Annotated in this window: 20 protein-coding genes; 8 read left to right on the top strand and 12 right to left on the bottom strand. The window is 71.0% G+C overall.

All coding sequences use genetic code 11. The features are described 5' to 3' along the window. The 7 genes from ACZ6YG_RS28895 to ACZ6YG_RS28865 form a co-directional block, all read right to left on the bottom strand. Positions 1-669, bottom strand: coding sequence for a response regulator transcription factor (locus tag ACZ6YG_RS28895; protein WP_012888073.1), 669 nt, complete (start codon positions 667-669; stop codon positions 1-3). Between the two features lie 230 nt (positions 670-899). Then, positions 900-1,385 (bottom strand): bacterioferritin, encoded by a 486-nt coding sequence (gene bfr, locus ACZ6YG_RS28890; RefSeq protein WP_148037022.1) that lies wholly within the window; start codon positions 1,383-1,385, stop codon positions 900-902. Between the two features lie 17 nt (positions 1,386-1,402). Further along, positions 1,403-1,579: a (2Fe-2S)-binding protein gene (locus tag ACZ6YG_RS28885; RefSeq protein ID WP_148037021.1), complete on the bottom strand. Its 177-nt coding sequence runs from the start codon at positions 1,577-1,579 to the stop codon at positions 1,403-1,405. A gap of 97 nt (positions 1,580-1,676) precedes the next feature. After that, complete coding sequence (locus tag ACZ6YG_RS28880; RefSeq protein WP_148037020.1) at positions 1,677-2,297, bottom strand: MBL fold metallo-hydrolase; 621 nt, start codon at positions 2,295-2,297, stop codon at positions 1,677-1,679. Further along, the gene (locus tag ACZ6YG_RS28875; protein WP_466019704.1) at positions 2,298-3,383 is read right to left on the bottom strand and encodes an S-(hydroxymethyl)mycothiol dehydrogenase; all 1,086 of its coding nucleotides are present in this window, start codon (positions 3,381-3,383) and stop codon (positions 2,298-2,300) included. Positions 3,384-3,480: 97 nt separating this feature from the next. Continuing rightward, entirely contained in the window at positions 3,481-3,993 is a 513-nt protein-coding gene (locus ACZ6YG_RS28870; protein WP_148037018.1) for a PH domain-containing protein, read from the bottom strand. A 32-nt stretch (positions 3,994-4,025) separates the two neighbouring features. Next, a complete protein-coding gene (locus ACZ6YG_RS28865) occupies positions 4,026-4,841 on the bottom strand; it encodes a biotin--[acetyl-CoA-carboxylase] ligase (RefSeq protein ID WP_364225539.1) in 816 nt (271 codons plus the stop codon). Between the two features lie 81 nt (positions 4,842-4,922). On the opposite strand from ACZ6YG_RS28865, the gene ACZ6YG_RS28860 reads away from it, so the two are divergent. Further along, positions 4,923-7,127, top strand: a complete 2,205-nt coding sequence (locus ACZ6YG_RS28860; RefSeq protein WP_466019703.1) for an FdhF/YdeP family oxidoreductase — start codon at positions 4,923-4,925, stop codon at positions 7,125-7,127. Between the two features lie 40 nt (positions 7,128-7,167). Here the strand turns inward: ACZ6YG_RS28860 and ACZ6YG_RS28855 are convergent, their stop codons facing one another. Then, complete coding sequence (locus tag ACZ6YG_RS28855) at positions 7,168-8,364, bottom strand: RNA-guided endonuclease InsQ/TnpB family protein (protein ID WP_466019702.1); 1,197 nt, start codon at positions 8,362-8,364, stop codon at positions 7,168-7,170. 108 nt (positions 8,365-8,472) lie between these two features. Here ACZ6YG_RS28855 and fdhD point away from each other — a divergent pair, with 108 nt between their 5' ends. Beyond that, positions 8,473-9,315 (top strand): formate dehydrogenase accessory sulfurtransferase FdhD, encoded by an 843-nt coding sequence (fdhD, locus tag ACZ6YG_RS28850; RefSeq protein WP_466019701.1) that lies wholly within the window; start codon positions 8,473-8,475, stop codon positions 9,313-9,315. Positions 9,316-9,381: 66 nt separating this feature from the next. Continuing rightward, positions 9,382-10,458: an epoxide hydrolase family protein gene (locus ACZ6YG_RS28845; protein WP_466019700.1), complete on the top strand. Its 1,077-nt coding sequence runs from the start codon at positions 9,382-9,384 to the stop codon at positions 10,456-10,458. Between the two features lie 9 nt (positions 10,459-10,467). On the opposite strand, the gene ACZ6YG_RS28840 is transcribed toward ACZ6YG_RS28845, so the two are convergent. The 3 genes from ACZ6YG_RS28840 to ACZ6YG_RS28830 all read right to left on the bottom strand — a co-directional run bounded on the left by ACZ6YG_RS28840 (position 10,468) and on the right by ACZ6YG_RS28830 (position 15,481). Continuing rightward, on the bottom strand, positions 10,468-13,083 hold the full coding sequence (locus ACZ6YG_RS28840; protein ID WP_246639346.1) for a phosphoenolpyruvate carboxylase: 2,616 nt from the start codon (positions 13,081-13,083) through the stop codon (positions 10,468-10,470). Between the two features lie 68 nt (positions 13,084-13,151). Next, positions 13,152-14,714 (bottom strand): hypothetical protein, encoded by a 1,563-nt coding sequence (locus ACZ6YG_RS28835; protein WP_466019699.1) that lies wholly within the window; start codon positions 14,712-14,714, stop codon positions 13,152-13,154. Continuing rightward, on the bottom strand, positions 14,711-15,481 hold the full coding sequence (locus ACZ6YG_RS28830; RefSeq protein ID WP_148037011.1) for an ABC transporter ATP-binding protein: 771 nt from the start codon (positions 15,479-15,481) through the stop codon (positions 14,711-14,713). Before ACZ6YG_RS28830 ends, ACZ6YG_RS28835 begins: the two co-directional genes overlap by 4 nt. A 36-nt stretch (positions 15,482-15,517) precedes the next feature. On the opposite strand from ACZ6YG_RS28830, the gene ACZ6YG_RS28825 reads away from it, so the two are divergent. Together ACZ6YG_RS28825 and ACZ6YG_RS28820 are read left to right on the top strand one after the other, a co-directional pair. Next, entirely contained in the window at positions 15,518-17,104 is a 1,587-nt protein-coding gene (locus tag ACZ6YG_RS28825; RefSeq protein WP_271280399.1) for an acyl-CoA carboxylase subunit beta, read from the top strand. Continuing rightward, on the top strand, positions 17,101-17,313 hold the full coding sequence (locus ACZ6YG_RS28820; RefSeq protein ID WP_148037009.1) for an acyl-CoA carboxylase subunit epsilon: 213 nt from the start codon (positions 17,101-17,103) through the stop codon (positions 17,311-17,313). Before ACZ6YG_RS28825 ends, ACZ6YG_RS28820 begins: the two co-directional genes overlap by 4 nt. 47 nt (positions 17,314-17,360) lie before the next feature. On the opposite strand, the gene ACZ6YG_RS28815 is transcribed toward ACZ6YG_RS28820, so the two are convergent. After that, positions 17,361-17,585 carry a hypothetical protein gene (locus tag ACZ6YG_RS28815; protein WP_466019739.1) on the bottom strand — a complete coding sequence of 75 codons (225 nt, stop codon included), beginning with the start codon at positions 17,583-17,585 and terminating at the stop codon, positions 17,361-17,363. On the opposite strand from ACZ6YG_RS28815, the gene ACZ6YG_RS28810 reads away from it, so the two are divergent. From ACZ6YG_RS28810 to ACZ6YG_RS28800, 3 genes are all read left to right on the top strand, one after another. Then, the gene (locus ACZ6YG_RS28810) at positions 17,511-18,362 is read left to right on the top strand and encodes an NYN domain-containing protein (RefSeq protein ID WP_466019737.1); all 852 of its coding nucleotides are present in this window, start codon (positions 17,511-17,513) and stop codon (positions 18,360-18,362) included. The two genes, ACZ6YG_RS28815 and ACZ6YG_RS28810, sit on opposite strands and share 75 nt — an antisense overlap. Before the next feature lie 72 nt (positions 18,363-18,434). Next, the gene (locus ACZ6YG_RS28805) at positions 18,435-19,859 is read left to right on the top strand and encodes an AlkA N-terminal domain-containing protein (protein ID WP_271280475.1); all 1,425 of its coding nucleotides are present in this window, start codon (positions 18,435-18,437) and stop codon (positions 19,857-19,859) included. Next, positions 19,856-20,356 carry a methylated-DNA--[protein]-cysteine S-methyltransferase gene (locus tag ACZ6YG_RS28800; RefSeq protein WP_148037006.1) on the top strand — a complete coding sequence of 167 codons (501 nt, stop codon included), beginning with the start codon at positions 19,856-19,858 and terminating at the stop codon, positions 20,354-20,356. The genes ACZ6YG_RS28805 and ACZ6YG_RS28800 overlap by 4 nt, the downstream gene beginning before the upstream one ends. The last annotated feature ends 10 nt before the right edge of the window (positions 20,357-20,366 follow it).

The following is a 20,366-nucleotide window of genomic DNA, read 5'->3' as shown; positions in this document are numbered from 1 at the left end:
CTACTCGCGTTCGAAGCGGAAGCCGACTCCCCGGACGGTCGTGATGTAACGAGGCTTCGCCGCGTCGTCTCCCAGCTTGCGGCGCAGCCAGGAGATGTGCATGTCGAGCGTCTTGGTCGAGCCCCACCAGTTGGTGTCCCACACCTCGCGCATGATCTGCTCGCGGGTGACCACCTTGCCCGCGTCGCGCACCAGCACGCGCAGCAGGTCGAACTCCTTGGTGGTGAGGTGGAGCTCCTTGTCGCCCATCCAGGCGCGGCGTGAGTCGGCGTCGATGCGGACGCCCTGGACCACCGGGGTCTCGGACGTGCCGCGCCGCAGCAGTGCCCGCACCCGGGCGAGCAGTTCGGCGAGCCGGAACGGTTTGGTGACGTAGTCGTCGGCGCCGGCGTCGAGGCCGACCACCGTGTCCACTTCGTCAACGCGTGCGGTGAGGATCAGCACCGGAGTGCCGTGCCCCTCCGCACGTATGCGGCGCGCCACCTCCAGGCCGTCCATCTCCGGAAGGCCCAGGTCCAGGACGATGAGGTCGATGCCACCCGACAGTGCCCTCTCCAGGGCCTGCGGGCCGTCGGGGCTCACCTCAACCTGGTAGCCCTCGCGGCGCAGGGCGCGCGCGAGCGGCTCGGAAATCGAGGTGTCATCCTCGGCGAGAAGTACGCAGGTCATGAGGCGATCGTAGGTCCTTAGGCGATCGTTTCCCGGGCACAGCGCGCGGTTTGACTCGTAGTTGACCTATCTATTGACCTGGGCAAACGCGACTAAATGTCGGTTAGTCGTGATTAAATTACCGCGATACTCGGGGCTAAACCCTTACGTCCCCCAGAAACGCGCGCACCCGCCGGGAAAACCGGCGGGCGGGGGTCGCATTGACGGAACTTCGGGCGCGGGCGGCGGGCTCAGTCGTCGCTGGACGGCGGCTCGGCGTAGCGGGCGAGGTAGAGCTGCTCACCGAGCGTCTGGATGAGTTCGAGCTCGGTCTCCAGGTAGTCGATGTGCTCCTCCTCGTCCTCGAGGATCTCCTCGAAGATGCGGGCGGAGGTGATGTCGCCCTTCTCGCGCATCAGCGCGATGGCGGGCCGCAGCCGCTCCACGACGCCCAGCTCGACGTCCAGGTCGGCCCGGAGCTGCTCGGGCACCGTCTGGCCGATGTGGAGCGTGCCCAGCCGCTGGTAGTTGGGCAGTCCCTCCAGGAACAGGATGCGATCGGTGAGCCGCTCGGCGTGTCGCATCTCGTCGAACGACTCCGCGCGGGTGTGCTCGGCGAGTTTGGTGTAGCCCCAGTTCTCCTGCATCTTGGCGTGCAGGAAGTACTGGTTGATCGCCGTGAGCTCCGCGGTCAACTGCTCGTTGAGCAGCTCGATGATCTGCCTGTCACCCTGCATGAAACAAGCCCCTTGTGCTATGCGGTCGTGAGTTCCTCCGACCTTTTCAGCATCGCACAGATCTTTCGTACACACCGGGCGCAGTCGCCCCCGGCGCCCGTGGTGTCGCGTACCTGCTTCGCGCTCTTGGCGCCCGCGGCGATGCAGTCGTGAACCTCGTTCTCGGTCACGGCACGACAGACACACACGTACATCCGGGGCAGCCTCTCAGGGGAACAACTCAGGTAAGGCACACCTAAGGTAGCCCACTGAGGTAAGGCTTGCCTATGTGAGGTCCGCCATAAGGCGGATTCAGTGACCTCGGGTGATCCACTCCTCCAGGTGCGGCGCCTCCGCGCCGATCGAGGTCGAGTCGCCGTGACCGGTGTGCACGACGGTCTCGGGAGGCAGCGTGAGCAGCCGCTCGCGGATCGACTCGATGATCGTGTCGAAGGACGAGTAGGACCGCCCGGTCGCCCCCGGCCCGCCCTTGAACAACGTGTCGCCGCTGAACAGCGCGCCCACCTCGGGCGCGTACAGGCAGACCGCGCCGGGCGCGTGGCCGGGGGTGTGCAGGACCTGCAGCTCGATCCCGCCGGCCTCGAACTTGTCGCCGTCGGCGAGCGGTTCGTATGCGACCTCGTCCCCGTAGACCTGCTCCCAGAGCACCTGGTCGGCGGGGTGCAGCCGGATCGGCGCGCCGGTGCGGCGGGCCAGGTCGGCGGCGGCGTTGATGTGGTCGTTGTGCGCGTGGGTGCAGACGATGGCCCGCACGCTGCGCCCGCCGACCCGCTGGGCGATGGCCTCGGCGTCGTGGGCGGCGTCGATGACGACGACCTCACGGGCGTCGCCGACCAGCCAGACGTTGTTGTCGACGTCCCAGGTGCCGCCGTCGAGCGAGAAGGTGCCGGAGGTGATGACCTTGTCGAGCATTTAGAGGATCACCACCGACCGCAGCACGTCGCCGCGCTCCATCTTGTGGAAGGCCTCTTCGACCTGGTCGAGCGCGATCGTCTCGGTGACGAACTTGTCGAGCGGCAGCCGGTGCTGCAGGAACAGGTCGATGAGCATCGGGAAGTCGCGGGTCGGCAGGCAGTCGCCGTACCACGACGACTTCAGCGCGCCGCCCCTGCCGAACACGTCCAGCAGCGGCAGGTCGATGCGCATCTCGGGGGTGGGCACGCCGACCAGCACCACGGTGCCGGCCAGGTCGCGGGCGTAGAAGGCCTGCTCGTACGTCTCGGGCCTGCCGACCGCCTCGACCACCACGTCGGCGCCGAAGCCGCCGGTGAGGTCGCGGATCGCCTCGACCGGGTCGTTCTCGCGGGAGTTGACGGTGTCGGTGGCGCCGAAGCCGCGTGCCCACTCCAGCTTGCGCTCGTCGACGTCCACCGCGATGATCTTGGATGCGCCGGCCAGGGACGCGCCGAGGATGGCCGCGTCGCCGACGCCGCCGCAGCCGATGACCGCGACCGTGTCGCCGCGGGTGACGCCGCCGGTGTTGATGGCGGCGCCGAGGCCGGCCATCACGCCGCAGCCCAGCAGCCCGGCCACGGACGCGGGCGCCTCGGCCGAGACCTTCGTGCACTGCCCGGCGGCGACCAGCGTCTTGCCGAGGAAGGCGCCGATGCCGAGCGCGGGCGACAGCTCGGTGCCGTCGGTCAGGGTCATCTTCTGGGTGGCGTTGTGGGTGTTGAAGCAGTACCACGGCCGGCCGCGCAGGCACGCCCGGCACTGGCCGCACACGGCCCGCCAGTTGAGGATGACGAAGTCGCCGGGCTCCAAGCCGGTGACGCCCTCGCCGACCGCCTCCACGACGCCGGCCGCCTCGTGCCCGAGCAGGAACGGGTAGTCGTCGCTGATGCCGCCCTGGCGATAGTGGAGGTCGGTGTGGCAGACCCCGCACGCCTGGACGGTCACCACCGCCTCGCCCGGGCCCGGGTCGGGGACGAGCACCGTTTCAAGTGAGACTTCCTGGCCCTTACCTCGGGCGATGACACCCTGAACTTCGTACGGCATGCCAGCCATCTTGTGTCCAGGAGGGTGATCTCCGCAAGACATGGGGCCGCACCACGCCGAGACCTCTCACCGGCCGCTGCCCGAGCCGCTGCACAGGCTACCGGCCGTCGATCTCGCCGTCGGAGGCGTCCTCCAGGAGCCGGAACAGCTCGGTGCGGACCTCCTGGATCCGCGGGATGTCGCGCAGCACGATCTCACCCCGCTCGCCGGCGGACTCGACGGTGAGGGTGCCGCAGCCCAGCAGCCGCTCGAAGAGCGTCTGGTCGGAGCTGACGGTGTTGACCTTCGCCATCGGGATCTCGTCGGTCGACTTGTTGAGCACGCCGGTGCTGATCGAGAACCGGTGGGTGGTGAGGACGTAACCGGTGTTCTTCCACTGCAGGTACGGGACGAACGACCAGATCGTCATGAGGATCAGCCCGATGACGACGACCGCGATGCGGGCGTAGGAGGCGTACTCCCAGGTGTCCGGGACGAAGTAGATCGCCGCGCCGGAGGCCGCGGCGATCAGGAGGAGCGCGATGAAGGGGACGACCAGCCGCTTCCAGTGCGGGTTGAAGGACCGGACGCGGCGCTCACCTTGTGTCAGGTGGTGGTCGGGAATGGTCATGGGCAAATGGTGCCACCTCGGCCGATCGGCGGCTACGTCGTGGCCCGAACATGCACGACGTCGCCCGCGCTCAGCGCGTAGGCCCGGTCCTCGGCGCTCACCTGAAGGTGGCCCGACCGGTCGACGCCGGTGGCACGGCCGGTGAGCACGCTGCCGCCGGGCAGCTCCACCCGCACGTCGCGGCCGACGGTGGCGGAGCGGGCCAGGTAGGCGGCGCGCAGCCCGCAGGCGTCGGCGTCGCCGCCCGCCTCGTCCCACTCGCGGTAGTGGGTCTCGACCTCCCGCAGCACGGCCCGCAGCAGCGGGTCGCGGTCGACGCAGGCGGCCTTCTCCACGGCCAGCGAGGTCGCGGTGGCGACGGGCAGCTCGTCCTCGCTCAGCAGCACGTTCAGCCCGATGCCGATCACCACCCCGCCCTCGACCCTCTCGGCGAGCACCCCGGCCAGCTTCCGCTCGCCGATCAGCAGGTCGTTGGGCCACTTCAGGCGCACGTCCACCTCGGCCAGGCGGCGCACCGCGGACGCGGCGGCCACGCCGAACAGCAGCGGCAGCCATCCGTACGCGGTGACCGGCGCCTCGGGCCTGAGCAGGACCGAGAACGTCAGCCCCGCGTACGCCGGAGCGGTCCAGGGGCGGCCCAGCCTGCCGCGGCCCGCCACCTGCTCCTCGGCGGCCAGCACCGCGCCCTCGGGCGCGCCGTCCCTGGCGGCCTTGGCGAGGTCGGCGTTGGTGGAGCCGGTGCTGTCGACGACCCTGATGCCCGTCCACAGCGAGCCGGGGCGGACCAGGGCGCGGTTGAGCGCCGCCTCGGACAGGGGTGGCCGGTCGAGGTCGTGGTAGCGAGACATCCCCCCATCCTGTCGCATCCGCCTGCCGGACTCCGGAAGGGCCGGGCGGAACCACGGATCGGCCAGGAGCAAGATGGACGCATGAGCAAGCGACTGGATCCGCGCAACTGGGCCTCGTGGCGGCCGTTCGGCCTCGGGCTGCGCAAGCCGAACAACTACCTGGAGCTCATCAAGGCCTTCCGGTCGGTCAAGGGCAACAGGCGCTACGCGTGGCGGATCCTCACCCGGGGGACGTGCGACGGGTGCGCGCTCGGCACCAAGGGCATGCGCGACTGGACCATGCGGGAGGTCCACCTGTGCAACATCAGGCTGCGGCTGCTGCCGCTCAACACGATGCCCGCGCTCGACGTGTCGGTGCTGACGGACGCCGACCGGCTCGCCGGGAAGAGGAGCGCCGAGCTCCGGGAGCTGGGGCGGCTGCCGTACCCGATGCTGCGGCGCGCCGGCGAGCCGGGCTTCACCCGCGTGTCGTGGGACGAGGCGCTGCGGGTGGCGGCCGAAGGGCTGCGCGACGCGCGCTTCGGCGCCTACCTGACCAGCCGCGGCATGCCGAACGAGAACTACTACGCGGCCCAGAAGGCGGTGCGGGCGCTCGGCACCAACAACGTCGACAACGCCGCCCGCATCTGCCACTCGCCGTCGACGGTGGCGCTCAAGGACACCATCGGGGCGGCGGCCACGACCTGCTCGTATCAGGACTGGATCGGCTCCGACCTGATCGTGTTCATCGGGTCGAACCCGTCGAACAACCAGCCGGTGGCGATGAAGTATCTCTACCACGCCAAGAAGGCCGGCACCCGGATCGCGATGGTCAACGCCTACCGCGAGCCCGGCATGGAGCGTTACTGGGTGCCGTCCAACGCCGAGTCGGCCCTGTTCGGCACGAAGATCACCGATGAGTTCTTCGGGGTTCACCAGGGCGGCGACATCGGCTTCCTCAACGGGGTGCTCAAGCACCTGATCGAGAACGACTGGATCGACGAGAAGTTCGTCGCCGGGCACACCACCGGCTTCGAGGAGGCCCGCCGGGCCGTGTCGGAGCAGTCGTGGGAGGTGCTGGAGGCGCTGTCGGGGTCGACCAGGGACGAGATGCTGCGCCTGGCCAGGATGCTGGGCGAGGCCCGCTCCGCCGTGCTGGTGTGGTCGATGGGCATCACCCAGCACACCCACGGCGAGGACAACGTACGCGCGATCGTCAACCTGGCGCTGGCCAGAGGCTTCGTGGGGCGCGACGGGTGCGGGCTGATGCCGATCCGCGGCCACAGCGGCGTGCAGGGCGGTGCCGAGATGGGGGCGTACGCGACCGGGCTGCCGGGCGGGCTGCCCGTCACGCGGGAGAACGCGGCGAAGTTCTCCGGGATGTGGGGGTTCGAGGTGCCTTCTTCGCCGGGGCTGACGGCGACCGACATGATCGACGCGGCGCACGCGCGGGAGCTGGACGCGCTGGTCTCCTCCGGCGGCAACTTCCTGGAGGTGCTGCCCGACCCTGACTACTGCCGGGAGGCGTTGTCCCGGCTCAAGCTGCGGGTGCACATCGACATCGTGCTGTCGTCGCAGATGCTCGTGCCTGCCGAGGGCGACGTGCTGCTGCTGCCCGCGCAGACGCGCTACGAGATGGCGGGCGGGGTGACCGAGACGTCGACCGAGCGGCGGGTGATCTTCTCGCCGGAGGTGGAGGGGCCGCGGATCGGCGAGGCGTGGCCGGAGTGGAAGATCTTCACCGAGCTGGCCGCCACCACACGTCCCGAAATTTCGAGACTCGTGAGGTTCACCGGCACGCCCGCGATCCGCGAGGAGATCGAGCGCGCGGTGCCCTTCTACGAAGGTATCGCCGGGCTGCGGCGGTTCGGCGACAGCGTCCAGTACGGCGGCCGCCACCTCTGCCCCGGCGGCCGCTTCCCCACCCCCGACGGGCGGGGCGGGTTCTCGGCGGTCGATCCACCGGCGCTGGAGCGGCCCGACGGCGCGTTCTCCGTCGCCACCCGGCGCGGCAAGCAGTTCAACAGCATGGTCCACGAGCGCATGGACGGCTTCAACGGCGCGATGCGCGAGGCCGTGCTGATGAGCCCCTACGACGCCGACCGGCTCGGCCTGCCCGACGGCACCCCGGTCGAGCTGCGCGCGGGCGAGCGCTCGTACCGGGGCAAGGTGCTGCGCGCCCCGCTCGTGCCCGGCAACCTGCAGGTCCACTGGCCGGAGGGCAACGTGCTGCTGGACGAGACGCGCCGGTCACCGCAGGCGCGGATCCCCGACTACAACGCCGTCGTCACCGTGCGGGCGCTTTGACATCCTCCCTCGCCTGAAAAGCGGGGGATTCCAACGCCAACTACCCCACGAGGAGGAGGTCGCGTTGAGGTTCGCGGTTCACAGGCCCGCCCAACGGCGGGCCTCCCTGCGCAGCAACCGCATGCCCTGCGGCCGTATCCCTGATGTTCCTGGCCGCGTTCACGTCGGCGTGCGCCTGATGCCCGCAGGCCACGCAGCGGAATCGAGATTGGCTCTGTCTCGATCCGGCGGCGCGGTGCCCGCAGGCGTTGCAGGTCTGCGACGTGTAACGCGGATTGATTTTCTGGACGCGGCCGGGAGCCTTGTGCTCCAGGCGTTCCACGAGCAGGCCCCACCCGCTGGCGAGGATGCCCCGGTTCAGGCCCGCCTTCTGGCGGACGTTGCGGCCCGGCGCGTCGAGCGTCCCTTTAGCCGTCCGGGTCATGCCGGAGATCTTGAGGTCTTCGACGGCGATCATGTCGAAGCGGCGGGCCAGACCGGTCGAGGTCTTCTCGATCCAGTCCTTGCGCCGGTCGCTCTCGCGCGCCTTCAGCTTCGCGATCGCCGCCTTGACCCTGCCGCGCCGGTTCGACCCGCGCTCGGCCCGCGCCAACTTCCGCAGCAGACGCGCCAACCGCGTCTTCTCGATGTCACGCAAGGCAGGCGCGTTCAGCGTCTCGCCGGTGGACAGCGCCGCCGAGACGGCAACTCCCCGGTCCACGCCGACGACGACGCCCGTACCGGGCGCGGGGATCGGCTCCGGGATCGCGGCGAACGCCACATGCCAGCGGCCCGCCGCATCGCGGGTCACCCGGAACGACTTGACGCCTCCGGGGATAGGGCGGGACCAGCGGAACCGCACCCAGCCCACCTTGGGGATCTTGACCTCGCCCACCTGCCGGGACAGGCGGCGGACGTCACCGGCCTTGGCGGCGACGATCCGGAAGCCTTCGCCCCGCCCTCGCTTGCGCCAGGTCGGACGCCGGTGGGTCTTGCCGAAATAGTGGGCCATGGCCTGGGCAAAGTCCTTGAGCGCTTGCTGCTGGACGATGATCGACCCCGTCCGCAGCCACGCGAACTCCGCGCGGGCCTCGGTCAGCTGACGGCACTGCTCGGCGAATCCGGGCGCGCTCTTGCGTCCTGGCTTCCAGTGAGCGTGCTGCTCAACGGCCAAATTCCACATGTATCGGGCATGCCCGCAGTGCTCCAGCAAGACCTGCTCTTGGGCGGGCGAGGGCTGGAGCCGGTAGCGGGACACGCCGATCAAACTACCGACCGCCACCGACAGAATCCGGGAGACAGAAGTGTCCGGCCGTACCGCGTTTCCTCCCCGCCCTGAAGGACGGGGCATCCACGCTGCAGGTGCTTGGTGAGCAGGCCCGGCCCCACCACCCGGGCCCGGATCCGCGAGCTGAACGGGCGCACGGCCCGCGAGCGCCGCGACAACCTGGCCACCGAGGAGCCGCTGGAGATACGGCTCGTCGGGCTCGGCGGGGCGCGCAAGACGGTGGCGATCACCATGCGCACGCCGGGGCACGACTTCGAGCTGGCCGCCGGGTTCCTGCACGGCGAGGGCCTGGCCGGGCCCGGGGAGATCGCGTCCATCGCGTACTGCACCGACGAGGACCTGCCGCCGGAGGAGCGCTACAACACCGTCACCGTGCGGCTGCGCGGGCCGATCCCCGACCTGCCCGCGCTGGAGCGTCACTTCGTGACCTCCAGCGCGTGCGGCGTGTGCGGCTCGGCGAGCCTGGACCGGCTGCACGAGCGGTGCGCCCCGCTCCCGCCGGGCGGGCCGCCCATCGACCCCGAGGTCCTGTACGGGCTGCCGGACGCGTTGCGCGCGGGCCAGGGCGTGTTCGGCAAGACCGGCGGGCTGCACGCGGCCGGCCTGTTCACCGCCGACGGCGCCCTTCTGGCGGTACGGGAGGACGTAGGCCGGCACAACGCCGTCGACAAGCTCGTCGGCTGGTCGGCCATGAACGACCGGCTGCCGCTGGCCGGGCACGTGCTCATGGTGAGCGGCCGGGCCGGCTACGAGATCATGCAGAAGGCGCTGGCGGCCGGGGTGCCGGTGGTGTGCGCGGTGTCGGCGCCCTCGTCGCTGGCGGTCGACCTGGCCACGGAGTTCGGGCTGACGCTGGTGGGCTTCCTGCGGGGGGAGCGGTGCAACGTCTATGCCGGCCATGAGCGGATTCTTATGGAATGAAGCATTCCGTTCTGCTATAGTTTGGGAACAGAACAAGCCGTTCCGTTCTCTTCCGAGGAGCCTCCCGTGATCCGTCCCTTCCGCATCGAGATCCCCCAGGCCGACCTCGACGACCTGCGGGCCCGCCTGGCCCTGACCCGCTTCGCCGACGAGATCCCCGGCGCCGACCAGGGCGTCCCGGTCTCGCGGGTCCAGCGGCTGGTCTCGTACTGGCGCGACGGTTTCGACTGGCGGGCCGTCGAGGCCCGCCTCAACGCCCACCCGCAGTTCGTCACCGAGATCGACGGGCAGGACATCCACTTCGTCCACGTCCGCTCCGACAACCCGGACGCGCTGCCGCTGATCCTCACCCACGGCTGGCCGGGCAGCTTCGCCGAGTATCTCGACGCCGTCGAGCCCCTGTCGCGCCACTTCCACCTGGTCGTCCCGTCGCTGCCCGGCTACGGCTTCTCGGGCCCGACCAGGGAGCTGGGCTGGAACAACGTGCGCATCGCCCGCGCCTGGGCCGAGCTGATGTCCCGCCTCGGCTACACCCGCTACGGCGCGGTGGGCAACGACGCCGGCTCGATGATCTCTCCCGAGATCGGCCGGGTGGACCCCGGCCACTGCGTCGGCGTCCACGTGACCCAGCTCTTCTCCTTCCCGTCGGGCGACCCGGCCGAGTTCGCCGGCCTCTCGGAGGAGGACCAGCAGGGCCTGGCCGTCCTCGACTGGTTCTGGAAGGAGAAGGGCGCCTTCAACGTCCTGCACTCGCAGCAGCCGCAGACCCTGGCCCACGCCCTCATGGACTCCCCCTCGGGCCTGGTCGGCTGGCTGGCCCAGCTCTTCGACGAGGACCTGGACGACGACTTCGTGCTGACCCACGCCGCCATCCACTGGTTCACCGGCACCGCCGCGTCGGCGCTCCGGCTCTACTGGGAGAACGCCCGCGCCGAGCAGCCCAAGGAGCCCACGACGGTGCCGATCGCGCTGGCGATGGGCGAGGGCGACTTCACGTCGATCCGGCCGTTCGCGGACCGCGACCACACCCGCATCGTCTCCTGGAAGACGCTGCCGGCCCCGGCCCGCGGCCACTACACGGCCCACACCGCCACGGACGCCCTCACCTCGGACGTCCGCGACTTCTTCCTCAGCCTGTCCTGACCCCCGGGATCAGCCCGTGTTCTGCAGTCCTGCAGCCACCCCGTTGACGGACAGCAGGAGGAGCGTGGACAGGCGGTCGCGTTCGTGGTCGGACGGGTCGCCGGTGCGCAGCACCGTCAGGGCACGCAGTTGCAGGTGTGACAGGGCGTCGACGTACGGGTCGCGGAGCTGGACGGCGCGCGAGAGGACCTTGCGGTTCTCCAGGAGGCGCTTGTGGCCGGTGACCTTCAGCACCAGCCTGCGGGTGCGGTCGTACTCCTCCAGGACCTGCTCGGCGAAGTCGTCCCTGCCGCCGAGCGCCAGGTAGCGGGCCGCGATGGAGCGGTCGGTCTTGGCCAGCGACATCTCGGCGTTGTCGAGCAGCGAGTTGAACAGCGGCCACTCGGCGTAGGCGGCCTGCAGCTCCTCCAGGGAGTCGGCGGCCGCCAGGCCGGTGCCGATGCCGTACCAGCCCGGCAGGTTGACGCGGGTCTGGGCCCAGGCGAACACCCACGGGATGGCCCGCAGGTCGTCGAGCGAGCGCGGGGCGCCCAGGCCCCGGCGGGCCGGGCGGGAGCCGAGGCGCAGGGAGCCGATCTCCTCCAGCGGGCTGACCAGGGCGAACCATTCAGGGAAGCCGGGGGCCTCGGTGAGCGCGCGGTACGCCTCCTCGGACGCGCGGGCGACCCGCTCGGCGAGCGGGCGGAAGCGCTCGGCGGCGGCGGCGGTGCGGGCGCCGACCGCCGGGGAGGAGGCCAGCAGGACGGCGTTGGCGACCTGCTCCAGGTGGCGGCGGGCGATCGCCATGTGGGCGTAGCGGGCGAAGATGACCTCGCCCTGCTCGGTGACCTTGAAACGGCCGGCGACCGAGCCGGGCGCCTGGGCGAGCACGGCGCGGTTGGCCGGGCCGCCTCCCCGGCCGAGCGCGCCGCCGCGGCCGTGGAACATCCGCAGCTTGACGTCGTGCGCGGCGGCCCACGCCGTGAGCTGCTCCTGCGCCTCGTACAGGCGGAGGGTCGCGGCGGCCGGGCCGAGCTCCTTGGCCGAGTCGGAGTAGCCCAGCATGATCTCCATGCGCCGCCCGGTGTCGGCCAGCCGCTGCTGGACCTGCGGGATGTCGAGCATGCCCGTGAGCACGCGGGGCGAGTTGACCAGGTCCTCGCCCGACTCGAACAGCGGCACCACGTCCAGCGCCAGCGGGCGCGCGCCGAGGGCGTGCGCGACCAGCTCGTGCACGGCGGCGACGTCGTCGGCGGAGCGGGTGAACGAGACCACGTAGCGGGAGCAGGCCTCGACGCCGAACCGGTCCTGGATCCAGGCGATGACCCGGATCGTGGCCAGCACCTCCTCGGTGCGCTCCGACAGCTCGCCGCCCGCGCGGATCTCCTCCAGGGCCGCCGCGTGCACCTGGGAGTGCTGGCGGACCTCCAGCTCGGCCAGGTGGAAGCCGAACGTCTCCACCTGCCAGATCAGGTGCTGCAACTCCCCGTACGCCTGGCGTACCGCGGTCTTGGCGAGCGAGTCCTGCGCGAGGCGCAGGTCGGCGAGCAGCTCGGCGGGGCCGCGGTAGGCGAGGTCGAGGTCGCGGCTGCGGGTGGCGGCGACGCGGGCGGCGACGAACAGCAGCCACTGCCGGTGCGGCTCCCGGGGCGACCGGGTGGCCAGCTCGGAGACCAGGTCGGGGTGGTGGTCGACGGCGGCGGCCAGCGCGGCGCGCAGCTCGGGCGAGGCGGGGGCGAACTGGGCCGAGGCGGTGAGCGTGCGGCCGATCCGCAGGCAGGCGTTCTCCAGGGCGGTGAGCACGTGCTCGGCCTGGATCTGGATGGCCTCGCGGGTGACCTTGGCGGTGACGTTGGGGTTGCCGTCGCGGTCGCCGCCGATCCAGCTGCCGAAGCGGATGAACGGCCGGGCGAGCGGCTCGCCGACGCTGTCGTGCAGCGCCGCGTCCAGCGACCGGTAGACCTGCGGCACCACCCTGAACAGGGTCTCGTCGAAGGCCGCCATGGCGGTGCGGACCTCGTCGAGCGGGTCCAGCCGGGTGTTGCGGAGCTGCGCCGTACGCCAGAGCAGGTCGATCTCCTCCAGCAGGCGGCGCCTGGACTCGGCCCGCTCGGAGGCGCCCCGCTCGGGCGCGTCGTACTCGGTGAGCTGGTGGCTGACGCGCTGGATGGCGGTGGCGACGGCGCGCCTGCGCGCCTCGGTCGGGTGGGCGGTCAGCACGGGGTGCAGCTCCAGGTCGCGGACGAGCTCGGCGACGCGCTCGGCGCCCAGCTCCTGCACGGCGTGCGCCAGCGACTCGCGCTGCACCCCGTCCTCGGTGTCGCGGCGGCGCAGGGAGCGGATGCGGTAGTGCTCCTCGGCCAGGTTGGCCAGGTGGAAGTAACACGTGAACGCGCGGGCGATCTCCACCGCCCGGTCGATCTCCCACCCGGACACCATCTCGACGATCTCGTCGCCGGACACCTCGCCTCTGCGGGCGGCGATGACGGCCTTGCGCAGGCGTTCGACGTCGGCCAGCAGATCTTCGCCGCCCTGCTCGGCGATCACCTCCCCGAGCAGGCTGCCGAGCAACCGCACGTCTCTGCGCAGCTCGTCGGGCATCTCGGTCACTGCGGCACTGCGATGCTCCAGCCCCTGGTCAATCATGCTTCGAAGCGTATACACCGCTTCCCGGACGCCGCAGAGGGGTCTCACTTATTGGACTAGACCACTGGTCAGGCGGGCTTCGAGACGGCGGCCAGCAGCTCGGGCATCCTGGCGAAGCCGATACGCGCGCCGAGCCTGCGGCCGAGCACCTCCGCGGCCAGGCCGTAGAAGGGCGCGAGCGCGCACACCCAGAGCAGGCCGAAGAGCATCGGCACGATGAACGGCAGCGTCAGCAGGGAGATGCCGACCATCGCGCCCATGGACGAGGCGAACGCCTGCCCGCCCTGTCCGGGCGCGGCGCCGGTGAAGGCGTTGAGCCGCTCGGGAATCGTGTACGGGATGACGACGCTGGTCACGGCGCCGACGCCGAACCCGATGCCGAGCGCGCCCAGGCCCGCGAAGACCGCCCAGACGATCGCGCCCGGACTGCCGGTCAGCACCCCGGTGACGACCGCGATCGCCACCAGCATCGGCGCCGCGACCAGCGCGTTGGCCAGGTGGCGGCCCGCCAGGTCGACGCTGAGACCGCGCTCGGAGCCGATCGCCACGGCGTTCATCCACAGGGAGCGGCCGTCGATGCCGAACGCGTTGCACATCTGCAGCGACACCATCAACCCGCCGGCCGCGGTGAGCATGATCGGCACACCGGGCCCGCTGGGGCCGTCACCCCGGCCGAACGAGATCGCCAGCACGGCGGTCACCACCACCGCGGTGAACCAGACGACGCGGTAGCGGGGCTCGCGCCGGATGTACTTGAGCTCCTTGGTCACCACGGCCGCCAGTGGCCCGTCGGGCACGATGCGGTCGACGAGACCGCTGTCGCGGCGTACGGTGGCGGCCTCGTTCGACACGTCGGGCGTGACCAGGGCGCGGCTCAGCGCCTTGATCCACAGCCAGGCGGCGGCGACCACCACGAGCGCCACGACGGCCAGCTCGGCCACGCCCACCAGGCCGCCGTCGGCGATCGCGTGCGCGGCCATGCCGGAGGGCGTCCAGCGCAGCACGGCGGCGGTGCCGTGCAACAGCGACAGCGGGTCGCCCAGGTCGCTGTTGATCAGCAGGTTGGGCAGCTGGAAGAGCAGCACCGCGCCGATCGCGGCCACCGCGAGCACGTCGCGCCCGCGCCGGGTGCGCAGCGCGCTGGACAGCGAGGTGGTCACCAGCCGGGAGGCGACCAGGCAGAGCGCGAACTGCAGCAGCACGGCCGGCACGCCGATCAGGATCCCGCCGGCGCCGGAGGCCAGCCCGGCCAGCGCGCCGGCCGTGACGATCAGCGTCGCCGCCGGCCACACGCCGGTGGCCGAGGCGGTGAACATGCCCACGGCCAGCCGCGCGGTCGGCAGCGGGAACAGCGCAAGCCGCGCCGGGTCGAGCGTGTCGTCCAGGCCGAACGCCAGCAGTGGCACGATCATCCAGCTCACCAGGAACAGGGTGAACACCACGATGACGATGTCGGCGGCGATCTCCGGCTGCGCCAGCCGGACCAGGCTCATCAGGAAGAAGCCGAGCGCGGCCAGGAACGCGGCCATGACGAGGGTGAAGACGAAGCCGAGCTTGCGCGCGAGGTCTCCGCGCAGGTTGCCGGCCAGCAGGCGGAGCTTGAGCTCGGCGAAGAGGCGGACGGTGGTCACGGCGTGTCCCGCTGCCCGAGCCAGGTCAGCCCGGTGCCGCCGCCGGTCTGCGGGCCGCCGACGAGCTCCAGGAACGCCTGGTTGAGGCTGCGCCCGTCGCGCACCCGCTCCAGCGGGCCCTGGGCGACGATGTGGCCGCCGTTCATCACCGACACCCAGTCGCACAGCCGCTCGACCAGGTCCATGACGTGGCTGGAGAAGATCACGGTGGAGCCGGAGGCGGTGAAGGCGCGCAGCACCTCGGTGAGGGTGTTGGCGCTGACCGGGTCGACGCCCTCGAACGGCTCGTCGAGGAAGAGCACGGACGGGTTGTGGAGCAGCGCCGCCGCCAGGCCGATCTTCTTGCGCATGCCGGTGGAGTAGTCGACGACGAGCTTGTCGGCCGCGCCGGCCAGGTCCATCAGCTGCAGCAGGTCGGTGGCGCGCCGCTCGACCTCCGCCTTGGGGATGCCGCGCAGCCTGCCGTTGTAGAGGAGCAGCTCACGGCCGGACAGCCGCTCGAACAGCCGCAGCCCCTCGGGCAGCACGCCGATGCGTGCCTTGACCGCGACGGGGTCGCGCCAGACGTGGAAGCCGTCGATCTCGGCGTGGCCGCCGTCGGGCCGGAGCAGGCCGGTGATCATGCTGAGGGTGGTGGTCTTGCCGGCCCCGTTGGGCCCGACCAGACCGGCGAAACTGCCCGCCGGCACGACCAGGTCGACGCCCGCGACTGCGATCTGCGGCCCGTATCTTTTGAACAGGCCGCTGGTCCGAACGGCATCCTTCATGAAGCCACTCTATGAGCAGGGTTTACTCTTGCGCGCATGAGCGCTGCTGAACCTGTGCCGGCCATGCCGGACATCCACACCACGGCTGGGAAGATCGCTGACCTGGAACGGCGGCGGGACGAGGCGCTGCACGCCGGGTCCGCCGCCGCTGTCGAGAAACAGCACGCCAAGGGCAAGATGACCGCGCGCGAGCGGGTGCTCGCGCTGCTGGACGAGGACTCGTTCGTGGAGTTCGACGAGTTCGCCAGGCACCGGTCGAGCATGTTCGGCCTGGAGAAGAAGCGTCCCTACGGCGACGGGGTGATCACCGGTTACGGCACCGTCGACGGCCGGCAGGTGTGCGTCTTCTCACAGGACGTCGCCGTGTTCGGCGGCTCGCTCGGCGAGGTCTACGGCGAGAAGATCGTCAAGGTGCTCGACATGGCGCTGAAGACCGGCTGCCCGATCATCGGCATCAACGAGGGCGGCGGCGCCCGCATCCAGGAGGGCGTGGTCGCGCTCGGCCTGTACGCCGAGATCTTCAAGCGCAACGTGCACGCCTCGGGCGTGATCCCGCAGATCTCCCTCATCATGGGCGCCGCCGCCGGCGGCCACGTCTACTCCCCCGCGCTGACCGACTTCGTGGTCATGGTCGACCAGACCTCCCACATGTTCATCACCGGCCCCGACGTCATCAAGACGGTCACCGGCGAGGAGGTCACGTTCGAGGAGCTGGGCGGGGCGCACGCGCACAACTCCAGGTCGGGCGTGGCCCACTACCAGGCGTCCGACGAGACCGACGCGCTGGAGTACGTCAAGGCGCTGCTGTCCTACCTGCCGACCAACAACCTGGACGAGGCTCCCGCGTACGAGGCCGCCGAGGACCTGGAGCCCGACCAGGAGCTGGACGAGCTGATCCCGGACTCGGCCAACCAGCCGTACGACATGCGCCGGGCGATCGAGCACGTGCTCGACGACGGGGAGTTCCTGGAGGTGCAGGAGCTCTTCGCGCAGAACATCGTCGTGGGGTTCGGCCGGGTGGACGGGCGGCCGGTCGGCGTCGTCGCCAACCAGCCCATGCATTTCGCCGGATGTCTGGATATCAACGCATCCGAGAAGGCCGCCCGCTTTATTCGAACATGTGATGCCTTCAATATTCCGATCCTGACTTTTGTTGATGTCCCGGGTTTCCTCCCCGGCACTGATCAGGAATGGAACGGAATCATCCGCCGTGGCGCCAAGCTGCTGTACGCCTACGCCGAGGCGACCGTCCCGCTGGTCACCGTCATCACCCGCAAGGCGTACGGCGGCGCCTACGACGTCATGGGCTCCAAGCACCTCGGCGCCGACGTGAACCTCGCCTGGCCCACCGCGCAGATCGCGGTCATGGGCGCGCAGGGCGCGGTCAACATCCTCTACCGCCGCGAGCTGGCCGCCGCCGACGAGCCCGACAGCGAGCGCGCCAGGCGCGTCACCGAGTACGAGGACACGCTGGCCAACCCCTACATCGCCGCCGAACGCGGCTACGTGGACGCGGTGATCCGCCCCTCCGAGACCCGCGCCCAGGTCGTCAAGGCGCTGCGCGCGCTGCGCAACAAGCGCGCCTCCCTCCCGCCCAAGAAGCATGGGAACATCCCGCTATGACCGAGCAGTCACGTCCCCACCTGCGCATCGTGCGCGGCGACGCCACGCCCGAGGAACTCGCGGCACTGGTCGCCGTGCTCGCCGCCCGCCCCGCCGCGCCGGAACCTCCGGCGCGGCCCCGGACGCAATCTTGGCGAAACCCTGCGCGAAGCATGCGTAACCCACTCACACCGGGGAAGACGGCTTGGCGGATGAGTGCCCTGCCCTAGATCGATCCCGAGAATCGGGTGTCAAGTTCTCCGGTAGTTGGGACTATCTAGAGAAAGTAGGCGTATATAGTCGGCCGATCAACTAATGCTCCGGCCTGGAGGACATCATGGCCATCCCAGACCTGGTGCCGCACCCTGTGGCAGCGAAGTACGCCGTCCTGGTGGACGTCGGTTATCTCTACGCTGCCGCGGGTGAAGTGCTCCTTGGCGCCAAGGAACGCAAGGAATATCGTGTGGCCGCCGATGAGCTCATCCAGAGCCTTCAGAAACATGCAGAGGAACGTATTTCTGGTGAGCTGTTGCGGATCTATTGGTATGACGCCGCCCGTGACCGCGTGCCCACCGTCGACCAGCGGGTCATCGCCCAGCTGCCCTGGGTGAAGGTGCGGCTGGGCAACCTGAACGCGCGCGGCCAGCAGAAAGGCGTCGACGCGCAGATCAGGAGCGACCTGGAGGCGCTGGCCAGGCACCACGCGGTGACCGACACCATCCTGCTGGCCGGCGACGAGGACATGGTCCCCGCCGTGGAGGCCGCGCAGGCGTACGGGGTGCGCATCCACCTCTGGGGGGTGGAGCCGCCCTACGGCACCAACCAGGCCGAGCGCCTGGTGTGGGAGTCCGACACCGTGGAAGTGATCAGCGCTGATTTCCTGAGGCCCTTTTTCAGCCGTGCTCCGCAGCCCGTGGCGGTCGCCCCGCCGGCGGCGGCGCCGTCGCCCGCCCAGGTGTTCGCGGGCCGCTCGCCGGTCAAGCCGCACGTCAAGCCCGGCCAGGTGGCCAAGCTCGGGCCGAGCCGGCCCCGGGTGGAGGACGTCGGCGAGCACGTCGCGCAGAAGTGGATCCTGACGCGGGGCCGCGACAACATCCGCGACCTGCTGCCCGGCCCCATCCTGCCCACCGTGATCGACACCGAGCTGCTGATCGAGGCGGAGAAGGAGCTGGGCCACTCGCTGCGGCCCTACCCTGAGGCCCGGGTGTGGCTGCGTGACGGGTTCTGGGCGCGCGTCTACCGCGAGTTCGATCTCGGGGTGGGCGTCTCGTCCAAGTAGCTTGACCTGGGCCTTCGCGGTCAGGTCCGATTCCCGCCAGTCGGTGCCGGTGAGCAGGCATAGTCTCGAAGCATGTCGCCTTTGGAGCTCGACTTCGACGCCTGCTACCGAGCCGTCTCGGCGCGGGACGCCCGGTTCGACGGGCGGTTCTACACGGCGGTGAAGACGACGCGGATCTACTGCCGTCCGATCTGCCCGGCGCGCACGCCGGCCGCCCGCAACGTGCGCTTCTACCGGCATGCCGCCTCGGCGGAGGCCGCCGGGTACCGGCCGTGCAAGCGCTGCCGGCCCGAGCTCTCGCCCGGCGACCCCGGCTGGGACACCCGCGGCGACCTCATCGGCAGGGCGCTGCGGCTGATCGACGACGGGGCCGCGGACGAGGACGGCGTCGCCGGCCTGGCCAGGCGGCTGCACATCACCGAACGCCACCTGCACCGGCTGTTCGTCGCCGAGCTCGGCGCCGGGCCGCTCGCGGTGGCCAGGACCCGGCGGCTGCTGCTGGCCAAGCAGTTGCTGACGGAGACGGCGCTGCCGGTCACCGACGTGGCGTTCGCCGCCGGTTTCGGCAGCGTCCGGCAGTTCAACGCGACGATGCGGGAGACGTACGGGTTCACGCCGAGCGAGCTGCGCGCGACGGCCGGCGGATGGGCCAGGGTGTCCGCGCCCGTGCCCACCGCCGATCCCGTCCCCGGGGCCGCGTCGTTGCGGTTGCGGCTGCACCGGCGGGAGCCGTACGAGGTGGCAGGGGTCTTCGGCTTCCTCGCCGCGCGTGCCGTGCCGGGGCTGGAGGCGGCGGACGCCACCGCCTACAGCCGCAACATGCCCGGCGGGACGATCACGCTCACCGCGCACCCCGGCCATCTGGCGCTGGACGTGACGGTGGACGACACCCGGCAGCTCGCCCGCATCGTGGCACGCTGCCGGCGGCTGCTGGACCTGGACGCCGACCCGGAGGCCATCCGCGACGCGCTCGGCCGGACCTCGCTGGCCCCGCTCGTCGAGGCCAGGCCGGGGCTCCGGGTGCCGGGCACGTTCGACGGGTTCGAGCTGGCCGTGCGCGCCGTCGTCGGCCAGCAGATCTCCGTGGCGGGCGCCCGTACCCTGCTGGGCCGCGTCGTGGCGCGGGCGGGCTCGGACGGGCGGCTGTTCCCCACCGCCGCCGAGCTGCTCGACGCCGACCTGACCGGCCTCGGGCTGACCGGCAGGCGCGTCACCACCCTGAAAGAGCTGGCCGCCCGCGTGGCCGGCGGACTGATCGACCTCGACGGCGCGCAGGAGCCCGCCGAGGCGGTCAAGGAACTGCTCGCGGTCCCCGGCATCGGCCCGTGGACCGCCGGCTACATCGCCCTGCGCGCGCTGCGCGACCCCGACGCCTGGCCCACCGGAGACCTGGTGCTGGACCGGCGCATGGCCGAGCTGGGCATCCCGAAGGATCACCTTGAGCGGTGGCGGCCCTGGCGGGCCTACGCCGCCCTGCACCTCTGGAGTCATCGATGATCGACGCTCAGGTCCTGCCCACCCCGGCGGGCGAACTGTCCGTGCTGGTTCGCGACGGCGTGCTCGTCGCGGGCGGCTTCACCGGCGAGCCCAAGGAGATGTTCGTCAGGCTCGCCCCCGCCCTCCAGGCCGAGGGCATGACCGTGGTCGACGACCTCGGCCCGGTGTCGCGGGCGGTGCGCGACTACTTCGCCGGCGACCTCGACGCCCTGGACGCGGTCCCGGCCGAGCAGCCGGGCTCGCTCCGGCGCAAGGCGCTCCACCAGGCCCTGCGCGAGGTCAAGGCGGGCACCACGGTCACCTACGCTGAGCTGGCCGAGCGGGCGGGGATGCCCAGGTCGGCGGCCAGGGCGGCGGGCGGCGCCTGCGCCCAGAACCTGATCGCCCCGTTCGTGCCCTGCCACCGCGTCCTGCCCAGCACGGGCGGCTTCGGCGGCTACTACTACGGCGTCGCCGTCAAGGAGTGGCTGCTCGCCCACGAGTCCGGACGTCACTGACCGCGTAACT

The organism is Nonomuraea sp. NPDC054003, assembly GCF_055585125.1.
This window is presented reverse-complemented; position numbering and strand designations above follow the sequence as displayed.

Excerpts from the sequence above, each read along its gene's own strand:
- ACZ6YG_RS28830 (WP_148037011.1), bottom strand. The coding sequence starts at position 15,481 with ATGAAGGATGCCGTTCGGACCAGCGGCCTGTTCAAAAGATACGGGCCG.
- ACZ6YG_RS28825 (WP_271280399.1), top strand. The coding sequence starts at position 15,518 with ATGAGCGCTGCTGAACCTGTGCCGGCCATGCCGGACATCCACACCACG.
- ACZ6YG_RS28865 (WP_364225539.1), bottom strand. The coding sequence starts at position 4,841 with ATGTCTCGCTACCACGACCTCGACCGGCCACCCCTGTCCGAGGCGGCG.
- ACZ6YG_RS28895 (WP_012888073.1), bottom strand. The coding sequence starts at position 669 with ATGACCTGCGTACTTCTCGCCGAGGATGACACCTCGATTTCCGAGCCG.
- ACZ6YG_RS28815 (WP_466019739.1), bottom strand. The coding sequence starts at position 17,585 with ATGTTTCTGAAGGCTCTGGATGAGCTCATCGGCGGCCACACGATATTC.
- ACZ6YG_RS28880 (WP_148037020.1), bottom strand. The coding sequence starts at position 2,297 with ATGCTCGACAAGGTCATCACCTCCGGCACCTTCTCGCTCGACGGCGGC.
- ACZ6YG_RS28885 (WP_148037021.1), bottom strand. The coding sequence starts at position 1,579 with ATGTACGTGTGTGTCTGTCGTGCCGTGACCGAGAACGAGGTTCACGAC.
- bfr (WP_148037022.1), bottom strand. The coding sequence starts at position 1,385 with ATGCAGGGTGACAGGCAGATCATCGAGCTGCTCAACGAGCAGTTGACC.
- ACZ6YG_RS28840 (WP_246639346.1), bottom strand. The coding sequence starts at position 13,083 with ATGATTGACCAGGGGCTGGAGCATCGCAGTGCCGCAGTGACCGAGATG.
- ACZ6YG_RS28820 (WP_148037009.1), top strand. The coding sequence starts at position 17,101 with ATGACCGAGCAGTCACGTCCCCACCTGCGCATCGTGCGCGGCGACGCC.
- ACZ6YG_RS28805 (WP_271280475.1), top strand. The coding sequence starts at position 18,435 with ATGTCGCCTTTGGAGCTCGACTTCGACGCCTGCTACCGAGCCGTCTCG.
- ACZ6YG_RS28870 (WP_148037018.1), bottom strand. The coding sequence starts at position 3,993 with ATGACCATTCCCGACCACCACCTGACACAAGGTGAGCGCCGCGTCCGG.
- ACZ6YG_RS28875 (WP_466019704.1), bottom strand. The coding sequence starts at position 3,383 with ATGCCGTACGAAGTTCAGGGTGTCATCGCCCGAGGTAAGGGCCAGGAA.
- ACZ6YG_RS28800 (WP_148037006.1), top strand. The coding sequence starts at position 19,856 with ATGATCGACGCTCAGGTCCTGCCCACCCCGGCGGGCGAACTGTCCGTG.
- ACZ6YG_RS28860 (WP_466019703.1), top strand. The coding sequence starts at position 4,923 with ATGAGCAAGCGACTGGATCCGCGCAACTGGGCCTCGTGGCGGCCGTTC.